Annotated in this window: 13 protein-coding genes and 1 tRNA gene; 12 read left to right on the forward strand and 2 right to left on the reverse strand. The window is 59.5% G+C overall.

From position 1 onward, the window contains the following. The first annotated feature begins 23 nt into the window (after positions 1-23). Positions 24-470: an acyl-CoA thioesterase gene (locus BMX27_RS02790; RefSeq protein ID WP_056039502.1), complete on the forward strand. Its 447-nt coding sequence runs from the start codon at positions 24-26 to the stop codon at positions 468-470. A gap of 58 nt (positions 471-528) precedes the next feature. Here the strand turns inward: BMX27_RS02790 and BMX27_RS02795 are convergent, their stop codons facing one another. Continuing rightward, complete coding sequence (locus BMX27_RS02795; protein ID WP_090158363.1) at positions 529-1,029, reverse strand: ferritin-like domain-containing protein; 501 nt, start codon at positions 1,027-1,029, stop codon at positions 529-531. Between the two features lie 142 nt (positions 1,030-1,171). Between BMX27_RS02795 and BMX27_RS02800 the strand changes: the two genes are divergently transcribed. The 7 genes from BMX27_RS02800 to rplA all read left to right on the forward strand — a co-directional run bounded on the left by BMX27_RS02800 (position 1,172) and on the right by rplA (position 5,430). Next, on the forward strand, positions 1,172-2,140 hold the full coding sequence (locus BMX27_RS02800; RefSeq protein WP_143056773.1) for a hypothetical protein: 969 nt from the start codon (positions 1,172-1,174) through the stop codon (positions 2,138-2,140). 62 nt (positions 2,141-2,202) lie between these two features. Beyond that, positions 2,203-2,278, forward strand: a tRNA-Trp gene (locus BMX27_RS02805). 21 nt (positions 2,279-2,299) lie between these two features. Then, entirely contained in the window at positions 2,300-3,211 is a 912-nt protein-coding gene (locus tag BMX27_RS02810) for a hypothetical protein (protein ID WP_090158365.1), read from the forward strand. 55 nt (positions 3,212-3,266) lie between these two features. Continuing rightward, positions 3,267-3,464 (forward strand): preprotein translocase subunit SecE, encoded by a 198-nt coding sequence (gene secE / locus BMX27_RS02815; protein WP_056039512.1) that lies wholly within the window; start codon positions 3,267-3,269, stop codon positions 3,462-3,464. A gap of 201 nt (positions 3,465-3,665) precedes the next feature. Then, a complete protein-coding gene (nusG, locus tag BMX27_RS02820; protein WP_056039550.1) occupies positions 3,666-4,199 on the forward strand; it encodes a transcription termination/antitermination protein NusG in 534 nt (177 codons plus the stop codon). A 104-nt stretch (positions 4,200-4,303) separates the two neighbouring features. Further along, complete coding sequence (gene rplK / locus BMX27_RS02825) at positions 4,304-4,729, forward strand: 50S ribosomal protein L11 (RefSeq protein ID WP_056039517.1); 426 nt, start codon at positions 4,304-4,306, stop codon at positions 4,727-4,729. Next, complete coding sequence (gene rplA / locus BMX27_RS02830; RefSeq protein WP_056039520.1) at positions 4,729-5,430, forward strand: 50S ribosomal protein L1; 702 nt, start codon at positions 4,729-4,731, stop codon at positions 5,428-5,430. The genes rplK and rplA overlap by 1 nt, the downstream gene beginning before the upstream one ends. Positions 5,431-5,484: 54 nt before the next feature. Here rplA and BMX27_RS02835 read toward each other — a convergent pair whose 3' ends face one another. Continuing rightward, on the reverse strand, positions 5,485-6,138 hold the full coding sequence (locus BMX27_RS02835; protein ID WP_090158366.1) for a MarC family protein: 654 nt from the start codon (positions 6,136-6,138) through the stop codon (positions 5,485-5,487). A 383-nt stretch (positions 6,139-6,521) separates the two neighbouring features. Here BMX27_RS02835 and rplJ point away from each other — a divergent pair, with 383 nt between their 5' ends. The 4 genes from rplJ (at position 6,522) to rpoC (ending at position 16,189) form a co-directional block, all read left to right on the forward strand. Then, on the forward strand, positions 6,522-7,034 hold the full coding sequence (gene rplJ, locus BMX27_RS02840; protein ID WP_090158367.1) for a 50S ribosomal protein L10: 513 nt from the start codon (positions 6,522-6,524) through the stop codon (positions 7,032-7,034). Positions 7,035-7,105: 71 nt separating this feature from the next. Further along, positions 7,106-7,480 carry a 50S ribosomal protein L7/L12 gene (rplL, locus tag BMX27_RS02845; RefSeq protein ID WP_056039529.1) on the forward strand — a complete coding sequence of 125 codons (375 nt, stop codon included), beginning with the start codon at positions 7,106-7,108 and terminating at the stop codon, positions 7,478-7,480. Positions 7,481-7,719: 239 nt separating this feature from the next. Continuing rightward, positions 7,720-11,859 carry a DNA-directed RNA polymerase subunit beta gene (gene rpoB, locus BMX27_RS02850; RefSeq protein ID WP_090158368.1) on the forward strand — a complete coding sequence of 1,380 codons (4,140 nt, stop codon included), beginning with the start codon at positions 7,720-7,722 and terminating at the stop codon, positions 11,857-11,859. A gap of 70 nt (positions 11,860-11,929) precedes the next feature. After that, positions 11,930-16,189: a DNA-directed RNA polymerase subunit beta' gene (gene rpoC / locus BMX27_RS02855; protein WP_090158369.1), complete on the forward strand. Its 4,260-nt coding sequence runs from the start codon at positions 11,930-11,932 to the stop codon at positions 16,187-16,189. The last annotated feature ends 91 nt before the right edge of the window (positions 16,190-16,280 follow it).

Raw genomic sequence — 16,280 nt, forward strand, 5'->3', positions numbered from 1 at the left:
GGCAACAGCAAGAGGATAGGCCGATGGATCGCCGCATGTTGGAAATGACCGTGCTCATGACGCCGGACATGGCGAATTTCAGTGGCAAGGTGCATGGCGGCGCATTGCTGAACCTGTTGGACCGTGTCGCGTTTTCCTGCGCGTCCCGCTATTCAGGGCAATACGCCGTGACGCTGTCGGTGGACCGGGTCGTTTTCAAGGAGCCGATTTCAGTGGGCGAATTGGTCACTTTTCGTGCCAGCGTGAACTATGCGGGCCGAACCTCCATGGAAATCGGGATCAGGGTCGAGGCCGAGGATATTCGCGCAGGCACGCGCAGGCATACGAATTCCTGCTACTTTACGATGGTGGCGGTGGATGATGCGGGCAGGCCCTTTGCCATCCCGGCGTTGGAACTGGATTCGGAACTGCGCACTCAACGGTTCAAGGCGGCAGAGCGCCGGCGGGCGCAGGCGCGCGCGGCGGGCTGAACACGAAAAAGCCGCCCCGATGACAGGGCGGCCAATGTACGTTCGGTCCGTATTGCGATCAGGCAACGGCGTCCTGGTTGACGCCGCCTGTCGTCGCGATGTCCGTCATGCGGCGGTCACCGTCATAGGTGTCGTCCAGGCATTTTTGCAGCACGGCCGCATCGCCATCCAGCCCGAGACGATTGGCAAAGGCGACCAGCGTGCCGTAGCCCGCAAGCGCGTAATGCACCATGCGCTGATATTGCGGAATGATTGCGGCATCGCGCACGTCTGCGTCAGCAATATCGTTCGACAGGCCGTGTGCACGTGCCTCGGTCACCAGACCTTCCATGCCCTTGCAGTGCTCTGCGTTCGGCTTGATCCCGTGATCGGCACACAGTTGTTCGATAGCGGCGATCCCGTCGGAAATACCGGTGCCGCCCGCGATCAGCGCTTCGGACAGGTCCTTGTCCTTGGCCGCGCGGCCCAGTTCGGTCACAACCTGCAGGGATTGTGTGTTCGCGCTCCAGATATCCTGAAGTTGATCGAGGTAGATGTCTTTCAGTGTGGTCATTGCCATGTGGCACGTCCTTTCATTTGCTTGTCGAACCAACGGACAGCCTTGCAAGATGTTCCGGGCCTGGCCCGAAAGGTTGCGATTTCGCCTGTTTTTCGCCCCAATCGGCCCGTAGATTTGAAACAAATCAAAGTGGAGCAGTTTTTTGTCCAAGCCCACGGACCGACCCGTTGCTGCCGTGTTCATGGTCGAACCCGGTCACTACGAATGGCCTGCGATTCTGCTGGCGGCGTCGCTGCGGGCGTTCGCGACCGATGACATCCGGCTCTATGCCTATTGTCGTGAAACCCTGATTGACCAGCTGCACCCTCGCACCCTCGGATTTTTTGAGGCAAACGATGTGGTGCTGCGCCCGATCGCGCCGCGGTTCGAGGTGACCTATCCGCAGGGTAACAAGCTTTATGCCTGTGCCGATCCCCGGCCCGAGGATGTGACCATGCTGTTCGATACCGACATGTTCATGCTGCAACCGGCGCGGTTGTCGGAAACCATCGTGCCCGGCTGCGTGTCGGGGCGACCGACAGGCAGCTGGATGTGGGGAACGACGCCACAGGATTGGGCACCTGCCTATGCGAGTGTCGGCCTTGACCTGCCGCGCAACAGGATGTCGCGGCCGGATGGCACATTCACCTGCCCGTCCATCTCGGCCGGGTTTGTGGCTTACGACGACCCTGAATTCGGTGCGATCTGGCGTGACGTTGCGCTGGTGATCGAAAACAAGCGGCTTGCGCGGGGTATCTATCCGACATTGGATCAGATCAGCCTGCCGGTTGCCGTCGAATTGGTCGGGCTGCGGCTGAACATGATTGACGTGAAATGGAACAAGGCCGGCAAGATTACGGCGCAGGCAATCCGTAATATCGTGAGCTACCACTACCAAAAAGCGGAAACCCTGCTGCAACTGCCAGTGAAATGGTTGGCCGACCAACTGCTTGTCGCGTTTTCGGATTTTAAAAACGTAGAGGACCTGCTGGATTTCTACGACCGCGAAGCAGCGCGACCAGCCGCTGTGATTCACAATGAAGGATGGAAAGCCGCAATTCTGGCCGAGCAGCAAAAGGCGGATGACGTCACTCATGCGCAGGCAATCGGGCTGCACAAACCCAAAGGCTGATGATGGATGACAAACCCCTCTTGATCCTGCTGCGGTCCTCGGCTACGTCGTCACTCGGACGTAGGGGTATAGCTCAGTTGGTAGAGCGACGGTCTCCAAAACCGTAGGTCTGGAGTTCGAGTCTCCATGCCCCTGCCAGTCCACCAAAGGTGACGCACCATGTCCCAATCTCCGCTAGACATCGTTTTCCATATCGGCGCGCACAAGACGGCGACGACCCATTTGCAGCATTCGATCGGAAACGTAAGCGACAAGCTGGCCGAGGCGGGGATCCAGTTTTTCGGGCCGCAGTCGCTGCGCCAGCCCGGCAAGCGGTTGGAGGCGCGATTCAACCTGCCGTTCAACCCGCGCAAATCGAACGCCGATCCCCGTCCCAGCGACGTGGTGCTGGACGAGATGGTGCAGGGCGGCCACCGGCTTTTGCTGTCAGAGGAAAACTATATCGGTGTCCTGTTTGACCGGTCGACGGATGGGCCGATGCACCGGATTGCAGCGCCGCTCTATCCCACCGCTGGCGAGAGGCTGATGGCATTGGCGCACAAGATTGCGCCCCAGGGCATAGATGTCTGTCTGGGCGTGCGCGAACCGGCGGGCTTTCTGAATTCTGCCTACGGTCAGGCGTTTCTGGCGGGTCATTTCATCCATGTGAACAAGTTCAAGCAGCAAAATCCGCTTAGTCTGGTAGACTGGGCTGATCTGGTGGCGCGCCTGCGCATGACCCCGGGCGTTCGTAACATCACGGTCTGGCGGCAAGAGGACTATCACCTGTGTACCGACCAGATCCTGCGCGTGATGCTAGGCGATGCCGCGCGGCACGTCGTCCCGATCCGTCGGTTGGTCAATCCCGGCCTGTCACAAGCGGCTGTCCAGCATGTGCTGGATATGCGCAGCGCCGGTCATGACGGTCCGTTGGCCCATCTTGCGCGGGCGGAATTCCCGATTGGTCCCACGCGTCCGGCCTATCAGGCATACGACCGTGAAGAACGCGCGCTTTCGTCCGAGTTCTACCAGGCGCAGATCGCGGCACTTGACCTTATGGACGGCGTGACGCTGCTGCGTCCGCAGGGTTGAACTGGACCGCGCCACAGCGTATGTCGCACGGGTCTAACCGTCAGGAAATGCGCTCATGGCCACCAACCCCGTCAAGTTCATCAACGAGACTCGCGCTGAAATCGCCAAGGTCGTCTGGCCCACGCGTCGTGAGGTTGTGCTGACGACCATCATGGTTTTCATCATGGCGGCACTGATGGCGACGTTCTTCAGTCTTGTGGACCTGGGCATTCGTCAGGGCTTGCAGGTCATTCTGACCTACTTTGGCAGCTAGGCTTCGGGGGTGTAGAAACTGCACCCCGGCCCTTGAATTCACGACATTCGGGCGGTAAGAGCGCCCTCACGACCGGGATGGCGTGCGGCGAATCGAGTTGCACGCCAAAATTTATTGTCCCGACGGGTGGCGCGGATCATCCGGGAATTTTGATCATTGGCGGCGCATGCGCGGCGCCGCGAACGCGAGGTGACGAGGAACATGGCGAAACGTTGGTATTCGGTTAGCGTTCTGTCGAACTTCGAGAAAAAGATCGCAGAACAAATTCGTCAAAAGGCGCAGGAACAGGGTCTGGAAGATCAGATCGACGAGGTTCTGGTCCCGACCGAAGAGGTCATCGAAATTCGCCGCAACAAGAAAGTCACGACCGAACGTCGTTTCATGCCCGGCTATGTGCTGGTGCACATGGAACTGTCGGACGAAGCCTATCACCTTGTGAACTCGATCAACCGCGTGACGGGTTTCCTCGGTCCGCAGGGGCGTCCGATGCCGATGCGTGACGCCGAAGTGCAGGCGATCCTGGGTCGTGTCCAAGAGGGTGAAGACAGCCCGCGGACGCTGATCCACTTTGAGATCGGCGAAAAGGTCAAGGTCAACGACGGTCCCTTCGAGGACTTCGACGGCATGGTCGAAGAGGTCGACGAAGAGCACCAGCGCCTCAAGGTGACGGTCTCGATCTTTGGCCGGGCAACCCCGGTCGAACTGGAATTCACTCAGGTCTCCAAGCAGGGCTGAGTGCGTCAGACGTGGGAGCCGCACGCGGCCAACCACGGCAAGTTGCCCCATCATGGGGCGTTGTAGGGTGGGGTTCGCCCCGCCGCTGAAAAAGGAGAGGCCACATGGCCAAGAAAGTCGTAGGCACGCTGAAGTTGCAGGTTCCGGCCGGCAACGCAAAGCCCAGCCCGCCCGTCGGTCCCGCATTGGGTCAGCGCGGCATCAACATCATGGAATTCTGCAAGGCGTTCAACGCCAAGACAGCCGACATGGAAAAGGACGCACCTTGCCCGACCGTAATCACGTATTACGCGGACAAGTCATTCTCGATGGAAATCAAGACGCCGCCCGCGTCCTATTACATCAAGAAAGCTGCCAAGCTGTCCTCGGGTTCGAAAACCCCCGGCAAGGCAAGCGCAGGTTCCATCAACGCCAAGCAGGTGCGTGAAATCGCCGAAGCCAAGATGAAAGACCTGAACGCGACCTCGATCGAGGGCGCAATGCTGATCATCGCGGGCTCTGCTCGCTCTATGGGCGTCGAGGTGAAGTAATGGCAAAAGTCGGTAAGCGTACTGCGGCAGCCCGCAGCAATTTCGAAGGCAAGGTGAACGTATCCGTCGCCGAAGCCGTGTCGCTCGTGAAGAGCAACGCCAACGCAAAGTTCGACGAGACCATCGAAATCTCGATGGTTCTGGGTGTTGACCCCCGTCACGCTGACCAGATGGTCCGTGGCACGGTCACGCTGCCGAACGGCACCGGTAAAACCGTCCGCGTCGCCGTGTTCGCCCGTGGCGAAAAGGCAGACGAGGCCAAAGCAGCCGGTGCGGACGTCGTTGGCGCAGAAGACCTGATGGAACAGATTCAAGCTGGCAACATCAACTTTGACCGCTGCATCGCGACCCCTGACATGATGGGTATCGTGGGTCGTCTGGGCAAGATCCTGGGCCCGCGCAACCTGATGCCGAACCCGCGCGTCGGCACCGTCACGCCTGACGTCAAGCAGGCTGTCGAGGACGCCAAGGGCGGTCAGGTCCAGTTCAAGGCCGAGAAGGCCGGTGTGGTTCACGCCGGTATCGGCAAGGCCAGCTTTGACGCCAAGGCAATCGAAGAAAACCTGAAGGCGTTTGTCGAGGCCGTGTCCAAGGCGAAGCCGACCGGCGCAAAAGGTACCTACATGAAAAAGGTCTCCTTGACCTCGACCATGGGTCCGGGCGTTTCGGTTGACGTCGCATCGGCGACTGGCAACGTATAAGCCACTATCTTTCTGACGAAGGGGCGGCCCGGTGACGGGCCGCCCTTTTGCGTTTCAGGGGGCGGGGATGGCTGCCGGACTGATCTCGAACAGACCCAGCGATTCCAGCCCGACGAGCACGGCATCAACTGCGATTGTCGCCAGGATGATTCCCATGACCCGGCTGATCACGCTGATGCCGGTATGCCCGATCAGGCGAAAGATGTAGGTCGCCGCGAACATGCAGATCAGGGTCACGATCAGCACCAGCAACAACAGACCCGCAGTCACCGCCTGTTCAGGCAGGGTCTGCGTGCGGTTATCTGTCAGGACCACGATCCCCAGCATCGCACCCGGCGACGCGATGGACGGCATCGCCAGCGGAAACACGGCACCAGCCAAATGATCGCGATGTTTTTCGGCCTCTTCGATTTCCGTGTCGGATTTCGTGTCGCCAAAGATCATGGTCAGCGCGAACAGGAACAGCACGATCCCGCCTGCAATCTGGAACGACCCAAGGTCGAGGCCAATCGCCTCTAGTGCCAACTGCCCCAGGACCAGGAACCCGAACAGTACCAATCCGGCAATCAAGGTGGCGCGCAGCGCGAACCGTCGATGCAGCTTGCGCGGCACGGCTGATACGGCGAACAGGAATACCGGGATCGACCCGATCGGATCGACGAGAACGAACAATGTGACGAATTCACGTGACAGTGCGGTCAGGTCCATGTGAAATAGTACTCCAGAACGTATGCGGCGAGTGATGCTGTGCCTGCCGATGGGGGCGAGGTCCAGCGTCGGTATGATGTCAACCTGACGTGATCTGACCGTTAGGCGATAATCCACGCATAGGGGTTTCCTTTTTGCTGTCCCAGCCCTAAAGAGTGCTTAGCAACGCAGCGCATGATTCGTCGTGCGCTGTTTTGTTTCGTCCGAGACGGTGGGTTGGCCTTTGGTCATTAATTCCTGCCTGAGGCGGGTTACGACCGGATCGGCTGAGGCTCTCCTCGGTTTTACCCGGCTCATCCCGTGATTGCGGACCTCGACTGTCGGGCGGTTCGCCGCGCGGCAAAATTGAGCCGGGGGGAAACCCCCAAATTTGGAGTGAAACTGTGGATAGAGCACAAAAAGAAAAACTGGTCGAAGAGCTCGGCCAGATCTTTGAAAGCTCTGGCGTCGTTGTGGTTGCCCACTACGAAGGCATGACAGTTGCCGAAATGCAGGACCTGCGCGCATCCATGCGTGATGCAGGCGGGTCCGTACGCGTTGCCAAGAACAAGCTCGCCAAGATCGCCCTTGAAGGCAAACCCAGCGCATCTATTGCTGAGTACCTGACAGGGATGACGGTTCTTGCCTATTCCGAAGACCCCGTTGCTGCGGCAAAGGTGGTCGACGATTACGCCAAAAAGAATGAAAAACTTGTCATTCTGGGTGGTGCAATGGGCGAGAACGCATTGGATCCAGCCGGTGTGAAAGCCGTTGCCGGGATGCCAAGCCGCGAGGAGCTTATCGCTTCCATCGTGGGTTGCATCGGGGCACCTGCCAGCAACATCGCCGGGGCCATTGGCGCGCCTGCTTCGAACATCGCGAGCATTCTTTCGACCATCGAAGAGAAAGCTGCATAAGCAACCTGAGCCGCCTTGGGGCTTGATTGCCCTGACGTTGGAACACACTTAAGTAAACGGAAAGAAGTCAAATGGCTGATCTGAAGAAACTGGCAGAAGAGATCGTTGGTCTGACCCTGCTCGAAGCACAAGAACTGAAAACCATCCTCAAGGACGAGTATGGCATCGAGCCCGCCGCTGGCGGCGCTGTGATGATGGCAGGCCCCGCTGGCGACGCCGGCGCAGCTGCTGAAGAAAAGACTGAATTCGACGTCGTTCTGAAGAACGCCGGCGCACAGAAGATCAACGTGATCAAAGAAGTGCGCGGCATCACCGGTCTGGGCCTGAAAGAAGCCAAGGACCTGGTCGAAGCTGGCGGCAAAGTCAAAGAAGGCGCGTCCAAGGCAGAAGCCGAAGAGATCAAGGCAAAGCTGGAAGCAGCTGGCGCCGAAGTCGAGCTGGCCTAAGCCGGTTTGCGGGTTCGCCCGCACCAAAGAACAAGGCTGGACCTGCCCCTGCGCAGGTCCAGCCGCACCTGTCTTAAAGGGTGGTCAACGCAATTGACCTCCCTTTTGGGTAGGTGAGGTGATCGAGAGGTCTTCGGTGGGACGAAGGCCAGGAATAGATCGCTTGCTCCCGGTCATAAGCATCCGTCCCGCGGCCCGGGCGGAACGAGGTGCGACAGACAGATAAGGTGACACCACACATGGCTTCCTCCTTCCTCGGCCAGAAGCGCCTGCGTAAGTACTACGGCAAAATTCGCGAAGTTCTCGAAATGCCGAACCTCATTGAGGTTCAGAAATCCTCCTATGATCTGTTCCTGCGGTCCGGCGACAGCCCGACGCCGCTGGACGGCGAAGGCATCATGGGCGTGTTCCAGTCGGTTTTCCCGATCAAGGACTTCAACGAGACTGCGGTTCTCGAATTCGTCAAGTACGAGCTGGAAAAGCCCAAGTACGACGTCGAAGAGTGCCAGCAGCGCGACATGACCTACAGCGCACCGCTGAAGGTGACTCTGCGCCTGATCGTGTTCGATGTGGACGAGGATACGGGTGCAAAGTCCGTCAAGGACATCAAGGAACAAGACGTATTCATGGGCGACATGCCCCTGATGACCCAGAACGGTACGTTCATCGTGAACGGCACCGAGCGTGTGATCGTTTCCCAGATGCACCGCTCGCCGGGCGTTTTCTTTGACCACGACAAGGGCAAGACCCACAGCTCGGGCAAGCTGTTGTTCGCCTGCCGCATTATCCCCTACCGCGGGTCGTGGCTCGACTTTGAATTCGACGCCAAGGACCTCGTGTTCTGCCGGATCGACCGTCGCCGCAAGCTGCCGGTCACGACGCTGCTGTATTCGCTGGGCCTTGATCAAGAAGCGATCATGGACGCCTATTACAACACCGTCGATTTCCACCTCGACAAGAAGGCAAATGCCTGGACGACCAAGTTCTTTCCAGAGCGTGTGCGTGGCACGCGCCCGACCTATGACCTGATCGATGCCAAGACCGGCGAAGTCATTGCCAAGGCCGGTGAAAAAGTCACGCCCCGCACCGTCAAGAAACTGATCGAAGACGGCAGCGTCAAGGATCTGCTGGTCCCCTATCAGCACATCGTCGGCAAATTTGTCGCACGTGACATCATCGACGAAGATACCGGTGCCATCTTTGTCGAGGCCGGTGACGAGCTGACACTGGAAATGGACAAGTCGGGCGACGTGATCGGTGGTACGCTCAAGGAATTGGTCGACGCTGGCGTTGATACGATCCCGGTGCTGGACATCGATAACATCAACGTGGGCGCATACATGCGCAACACGATGGCCGCCGACAAGAACATGAACCGCGAAACCGCGCTGATGGATATCTACCGCGTCATGCGCCCCGGCGAGCCGCCGACCGTCGATGCAGCAAGCGCGCTGTTCGACACGTTGTTCTTCGACTCCGAGCGTTATGACCTGTCCGCCGTGGGCCGGGTCAAGATGAACATGCGTCTGGACCTGGATGCCGAAGATACGCAGCGCACCCTGCGCCGCGAAGACATCGTCGCCTGCATCAAGGCGCTGGTCGAACTGCGCGACGGCAAGGGCGACATCGACGACATCGACCACCTAGGCAACCGCCGCGTCCGTTCCGTCGGCGAACTGATGGAAAACCAGTATCGCGTCGGTCTGCTGCGCATGGAGCGCGCGATCAAGGAACGTATGTCCAGCGTCGAGATCGACACGGTCATGCCGCAGGACCTGATCAACGCCAAGCCCGCCGCTGCGGCTGTGCGTGAATTCTTTGGCTCATCCCAGCTGTCGCAGTTCATGGACCAGACCAACCCGCTGTCGGAAGTCACGCACAAGCGTCGTCTGTCAGCACTGGGGCCGGGCGGTCTGACCCGCGAACGTGCCGGTTTCGAGGTGCGCGACGTGCACCCGACGCACTACGGCCGCATGTGCCCGATCGAGACGCCGGAAGGTCCGAACATCGGTCTGATCAACTCGCTGGCCACCTTCGCCCGCGTGAACAAATACGGTTTCATCGAAACACCCTACCGCAAGGTGACGGACGGCAAGGTGACGGACGAAGTTTCATACATGTCCGCGACCGAAGAAATGCGTCACACCGTGGCGCAGGCCAACGCGAACCTGACCGAGGCCGGTGGCTTTGCCAACGAACTGGTTTCGACGCGCAAGAATGGCGATTATACACTGTCGCCGCGAGAAAACGTCGATCTGATCGACGTGTCGCCAAAGCAGCTGGTTTCGGTTGCGGCCTCGCTCATTCCGTTCCTGGAAAACGACGACGCCAACCGCGCGCTGATGGGCTCGAACATGCAACGTCAGGCTGTGCCGCTGTTGCAGGCCGAGGCACCGCTGGTCGGCACCGGCATCGAAGAAGTCGTGGCCCGTGATTCCGGCGCTGCGATCATGGCGAAACGTGCCGGCATCATCGACCAGGTCGATGCGACCCGTATCGTTGTGCGTGCCACCTCCGATCTGGAGCTGGGCGACGCTGGCGTCGACATCTACCGGATGCGCAAGTTCCAGCGTTCGAACCAGAACACCTGCATCAACCAGCGTCCGCTGGTAAAGGTCGGCGACGAGGTCCAGAAGGGTGAGGTCATCGCCGATGGTCCCAGCACCGACATGGGCGAACTGGCACTGGGCAAGAACGTGGTCGTCGCGTTCATGCCGTGGAATGGCTACAACTACGAAGACTCGATCCTGATCTCCGAGCGGATCACCCGCGACGACGTGTTCACCTCGATCCACATCGAGGAATTCGAAGTCGCCGCCCGTGACACGAAGCTTGGGCCAGAGGAAATCACCCGCGACATTCCCAACGTCGGTGAAGAAGCACTGCGCAACCTCGACGAGGCCGGTGTTGTCTACATCGGTGCAGAGGTCGGGCCGGCAGACATTCTGGTCGGCAAGATCACACCCAAGGGTGAAAGCCCGATGACGCCAGAGGAAAAACTGCTGCGCGCCATCTTTGGTGAAAAGGCATCCGACGTGCGTGACACGTCGCTGCGCCTGCCGCCGGGTGATTTCGGCACGGTCGTCGAGGTCCGCGTGTTCAACCGCCACGGTGTGGAAAAGGACGAGCGCGCGCTTCAGATCGAGCGGGAAGAAGTCGAGCGCCTGAGCCGTGACCGTGACGACGAGCTGGCGATCCTTGATCGCAACATCTACGCCCGTCTGCACGACATGATCATCAGCAAGGAAGTCGTCAAAGGTCCCAAGGGCATCAAGTCCGGCACCATTGTCACCGAAGAAACACTGGACGGTCTGTCCCGTGGTCAGTGGTGGCAGCTGGCGCTCAAGGACGAGGGCGATGCCCAGATCGTCGAGGCGCTGAACGAGCAGTACGAGGTGCAAAAGCGCACTCTGGACGCGCGTTTCGAAGACAAGGTCGAAAAGGTCCGTCGTGGTGACGACCTGCCGCCGGGCGTCATGAAGATGGTCAAGGTGTTCGTCGCGGTGAAGCGCAAGCTGCAGCCCGGCGACAAGATGGCCGGTCGTCACGGCAACAAGGGTGTCATTTCCAAGGTGGTGCCGATGGAAGACATGCCGTTCCTTGCGGACGGTACACCTGTCGATTTCTGTCTGAACCCGCTGGGCGTGCCGTCGCGGATGAACGTTGGTCAGATCCTCGAGACGCACATGGGCTGGGCCGCACGCGGTCTGGGTATTCAGGTGGACGAGGCGCTGGACGAATATCGCCGCAACGGTGACATGACCCCAGTCAAGGAAGCCTTGCGGATCGCCTATGGTGACGACGTCTATGACGAAGGTTTCGAGGGCATGGGCGACGACCAGATGCTCGAAGCTGCTGGCAACGTCACGCGCGGCGTTCCGATCGCGACGCCTGTCTTTGACGGTGCAAAAGAGGCCGATGTGAACGACAGCCTCAAGCGGGCCGGGTTCGATACATCCGGTCAGTCGGTGCTGTTCGATGGCCGCACGGGTGAGCAGTTCAGCCGCAAGGTGACGGTGGGTGTGAAATACCTGCTGAAACTGCACCACCTGGTCGACGACAAGATTCACGCCCGTTCCACGGGGCCGTACTCGCTCGTCACGCAGCAGCCGCTGGGTGGTAAGGCGCAGTTCGGTGGTCAGCGCTTTGGTGAGATGGAGGTCTGGGCACTGGAAGCCTACGGCGCTGCATACACCCTGCAAGAGATGTTGACGGTGAAGTCGGATGACGTCGCGGGCCGGACCAAGGTCTACGAGAGCATCGTCAAGGGCGAGGACAACTTCGAGGCCGGCGTGCCCGAGTCGTTCAACGTGCTTGTAAAAGAAGTCCGGGGCCTCGGCCTCAACATGGAACTCCTGGATGCGGAGGACGGGGAATAGGGCTCAGCCCTAGGGGCGGCAACACGCCGCCCTCACCCACCTTACTGCACCCCAATTCAAGGAATTGAAGATGAACCAGGAACTGACAAACAACCCGTTCAACCCGGTTGCCCCGGTCAAGACGTTTGACGAAATCAAGGTGTCGCTGGCATCGCCCGAACGGATCCTGTCGTGGTCCTTTGGCGAGATCAAAAAGCCCGAGACCATCAACTACCGCACGTTCAAGCCAGAACGTGACGGTCTGTTCTGCGCGCGTATCTTTGGCCCGATCAAGGACTACGAATGCCTGTGCGGCAAATACAAGCGCATGAAATATCGCGGCGTCGTCTGCGAGAAGTGCGGCGTGGAAGTCACGCTGCAAAAGGTCCGTCGCGAGCGGATGGGCCATATCGAACTGGCCGCACCCGTTGCCCACATCTGGTTCCTGAAATCGCTGCCATCCCGCATCGGCCTGATGTTGGACATGACGCTGCGCGATCTGGAACGCATCCTGTATTTCGAAAACTACGTCGTGATCGAACCGGGTCTGACCGACCTCACCTACGGTCAGCTGATGACCGAAGAAGAGTTCAACGATGCGCAGGACGCTTATGGTGTTGACGCGTTTCAGGCGAACATCGGTGCAGAAGCGATCCGTGAAATGCTGGCCCAGATCGATCTGGACGCCGAGGCAGAGCAGTTGCGCGCTGATCTGAAAGAGGCAACCGGTGAGTTGAAGCCCAAGAAAATCATCAAGCGTCTGAAGATCGTCGAGAACTTCATCGATTCCGGCAACCGCCCCGAATGGATGGTCATGACCGTCATTCCGGTCATCCCGCCAGAGCTTCGCCCGCTGGTGCCGCTGGACGGTGGTCGTTTCGCAACGTCCGACCTGAACGACCTGTATCGTCGGGTCATCAACCGGAACAACCGTCTGAAGCGTCTGATCGAACTGCGCGCGCCTGACATCATCGTCCGCAACGAAAAGCGGATGCTGCAGGAATCCGTTGACGCATTGTTCGACAACGGTCGTCGTGGCCGCGTCATCACGGGTGCCAACAAGCGTCCGTTGAAATCGCTGTCTGACATGCTCAAGGGCAAGCAGGGTCGCTTCCGTCAGAACCTCTTGGGCAAGCGCGTCGACTTTTCCGGTCGTTCGGTCATCGTGACCGGTCCGGAACTAAAACTGCACCAGTGCGGTCTGCCGAAAAAGATGGCGCTCGAACTGTTCAAGCCGTTCATCTACTCGCGGCTGGAGGCCAAGGGTCTGTCATCCACGGTCAAGCAGGCCAAGAAGTTGGTCGAAAAGGAACGTCCCGAGGTATGGGACATTCTGGACGAGGTCATCCGCGAACACCCCGTCATGCTGAACCGTGCACCCACGCTGCACCGTCTGGGCATTCAGGCGTTCGAACCCGTTCTGATCGAAGGCAAAGCGATCCAGCTTCACCCGCTGGTCTGTTCCGCCTTTAACGCCGACTTTGACGGCGACCAGATGGCCGTTCACGTGCCGCTGAGCCTCGAGGCCCAGCTGGAAGCCCGCGTTCTGATGATGTCCACGAACAACGTGCTGTCACCTGCCAACGGCGCACCGATCATCGTGCCGTCGCAGGATATGATCCTTGGCCTGTATTACACCACGATCATGCGCGAAGGCATGAAGGGTGAAGGCATGTCGTTCAGCGACATCGACGAGGTCGAGCATGCGCTGACCTCTGGCGAGGTGCACCTGCACGCCAAGATCGAAGCCCGCATGGCCCAGATCGACGACGAAGGTAACGAGGTTATCAAGCGGTTTGAAACCACGCCGGGCCGTCTGCGCCTGGGTGCGCTCTTGCCGCTGAACACCAAGGCACCTTTCAGCCTGGTGAACCGTTTGCTGCGCAAGAAAGAAGTGCAGCAGGTCATCGACACGGTCTATCGTTACTGCGGTCAAAAGGAATCCGTCATTTTCTGTGACCAGATCATGACTATGGGTTTCCGCGAGGCGTTCAAGGCCGGTATCTCGTTCGGTAAGGACGACATGGTCGTGCCCGACACCAAGTGGGCGCTGGTCGATGAAACCCGTGACTTGGTCAAGGATTTCGAACAGCAGTACATGGATGGTTTGATCACCCAGGGTGAGAAGTACAACAAGGTTGTCGATGCCTGGTCGAAAGCCAACGACAAGGTTACCGACGCCATGATGACCACGATTTCGACCACCGGTCGGAACGAGGCCGGCGCCGAAAACGAACCGAACTCGGTTTACATGATGGCGCACTCCGGTGCCCGTGGTTCTGTGACCCAGATGAAACAGCTGGGCGGCATGCGCGGCCTGATGGCAAAGCCCTCGGGCGAAATCATCGAGACGCCGATCATCTCGAACTTCAAGGAAGGTCTGACCGTTCTTGAATACTTCAACTCGACCCACGGTGCCCGCAAGGGCCTGTCGGATACCGCGTTGAAAACGGCGAACTCGGGTTACCTGACACGTCGTCTGGTGGACGTTGCTCAGGACTGCATCATCCGCGAGATCGACTGCGGAACAGAGCGTGCAATCACGGCAGAAGCCGCCGTGAACGACGGTGAGGTCGTGTCCTCTCTGGCCGAGCGTGTTCTGGGTCGCGTCAGCGCCGATGACGTTCTGCGTCCCGGCACCGACGAGGTTCTGGTCGAAGCCGGCGAGCTGATCGACGAGCGCAAGGCCGACATGATCGACATGGCCGCCATCGCCAAGATGCGGATCCGGTCGCCATTGACCTGCGAGGCCGAAGACGGCGTTTGCGCAACCTGCTACGGGCGTGACCTTGCCCGTGGTACGCGCGTCAACATCGGCGAGGCTGTCGGCATCATTGCGGCACAGTCCATCGGTGAGCCCGGCACACAGCTAACGATGCGGACCTTCCACATCGGCGGCGTGGCCCAAGGTGGTCAGCAGTCGTTCCTCGAGGCCAGCCAGCCCGGCAAGATCGAGTTCCGCAACGCGGCCTTGCTTGACAACACGGCGGGCGACTCCGTCGTGATGGGCCGAAACATGGTCATCGCGATCGTGGACGAAAACGGCGTGGAACGGGCGACCCACAAGGTCGGCTATGGTTCCAAGGTGTTCGTGACCGAAGGTCAGGACATCCACCGCGGCGACAAGCTGTTCGAATGGGACCCGTTCACACTGCCGATCATCGCCGAAAAGGCCGGTCGCGTGAAATATGTCGACCTGGTCAACGGTATCGCTGTCCGCGAGGACACCGATGACGCAACCGGCATGACGCAGCGCATCGTGTCCGACTGGCGCGCGGCCCCCAAGGGCAACGAGCTGGCACCGAAAATCATCATCGCGGACGCCAACGGCGAACCGGTGATGAAGGATGACGGCAACCCCGTGTCCTATGCCATGTCGGTTGACGCAGTTCTGTCTGTCGAGGACGGTGAGGACATCCAGGCGGGTGACGTGGTTGCACGTATTCCGCGCGAGGGTGCCAAGACCAAGGACATCACCGGTGGTCTGCCGCGTGTGGCCGAACTCTTTGAGGCACGCCGCCCCAAGGATCACGCCATCATTGCGGAAATCGACGGCTATGTCCGGTTCGGCAAGGATTACAAGAACAAGCGCCGCATCGCGATTGAATCCTCCGATGATCCGGATGTGAAGGTCGAGTACATGGTGCCCAAGGGCAAGCACATCCCGGTGGTCGAAGGCGACTTCGTCCAGAAGGGTGACTACATCATGGACGGCAACCCGGCCCCGCACGACATTCTTGCGGTTATGGGTGTCGAGGCGCTAGCCGACTACATGATCGACGAGGTGCAGGACGTCTATCGTCTTCAGGGTGTGAAGATTAACGACAAGCACATTGAAGTCATCGTCCGTCAGATGCTGCAAAAGTGGGAAATTCAGGACAGCGGTGATACCGTTCTTCTGAGAGGCGAGACCGTGGACAAGGCCGAGTTCGACGAAGCCAACGCCAAGGCAATTTCGCGCAACGGCCGTCCGGCAACGGGCGAACCGATCCTGCTGGGCATCACCAAGGCGTCGCTGCAAACCCGCAGCTTCATCTCTGCCGCGTCGTTCCAAGAAACCACGCGCGTGCTGACCGAGGCTTCGGTCATGGGCAAGCGTGACAAGCTGGTCGGTCTGAAAGAGAACGTCATCGTGGGTCGCCTGATCCCGGCCGGCACCGGCGGTGCGACAAGCCGGATGCGCAAGATCGCATCCGACCGTGACAACGTCGTCATCGAGGCGCGCAGGGAAGAGGCCGAACAGGCCGCAGCCCTGGCAGCCCCGGTCCAAGAGCCAATGGCTGACGATGTGGTTGGTGGGGACGAATTCGACACAATCGTGGTCGACACCCCCGAAAGCCGCGACGAATAAAAAACCGTCCTGACGGTGACAAAGGCCCCCGGTGCAAGCCGGGGGCCTTTTGCGTTTGCGGTGATGCCGTTTCATCCTAGGCTGTCCCAAA

This window comes from Loktanella sp. DSM 29012 (assembly GCF_900110705.1).
In the GTDB taxonomy this organism is placed as follows: Bacteria; Pseudomonadota; Alphaproteobacteria; order Rhodobacterales; family Rhodobacteraceae; genus Loktanella; species Loktanella gaetbuli.

Excerpts from the sequence above, each read along its gene's own strand:
- BMX27_RS02790 (WP_056039502.1), top strand. The coding sequence starts at position 24 with ATGGATCGCCGCATGTTGGAAATGACCGTGCTCATGACGCCGGACATG.
- BMX27_RS02795 (WP_090158363.1), bottom strand. The coding sequence starts at position 1,029 with ATGGCAATGACCACACTGAAAGACATCTACCTCGATCAACTTCAGGAT.
- BMX27_RS02810 (WP_090158365.1), top strand. The coding sequence starts at position 2,300 with ATGTCCCAATCTCCGCTAGACATCGTTTTCCATATCGGCGCGCACAAG.
- secE (WP_056039512.1), top strand. The coding sequence starts at position 3,267 with ATGGCCACCAACCCCGTCAAGTTCATCAACGAGACTCGCGCTGAAATC.
- nusG (WP_056039550.1), top strand. The coding sequence starts at position 3,666 with ATGGCGAAACGTTGGTATTCGGTTAGCGTTCTGTCGAACTTCGAGAAA.
- rplK (WP_056039517.1), top strand. The coding sequence starts at position 4,304 with ATGGCCAAGAAAGTCGTAGGCACGCTGAAGTTGCAGGTTCCGGCCGGC.
- rplA (WP_056039520.1), top strand. The coding sequence starts at position 4,729 with ATGGCAAAAGTCGGTAAGCGTACTGCGGCAGCCCGCAGCAATTTCGAA.
- BMX27_RS02835 (WP_090158366.1), bottom strand. The coding sequence starts at position 6,138 with ATGGACCTGACCGCACTGTCACGTGAATTCGTCACATTGTTCGTTCTC.
- rplL (WP_056039529.1), top strand. The coding sequence starts at position 7,106 with ATGGCTGATCTGAAGAAACTGGCAGAAGAGATCGTTGGTCTGACCCTG.
- rpoB (WP_090158368.1), top strand. The coding sequence starts at position 7,720 with ATGGCTTCCTCCTTCCTCGGCCAGAAGCGCCTGCGTAAGTACTACGGC.
- rpoC (WP_090158369.1), top strand. The coding sequence starts at position 11,930 with ATGAACCAGGAACTGACAAACAACCCGTTCAACCCGGTTGCCCCGGTC.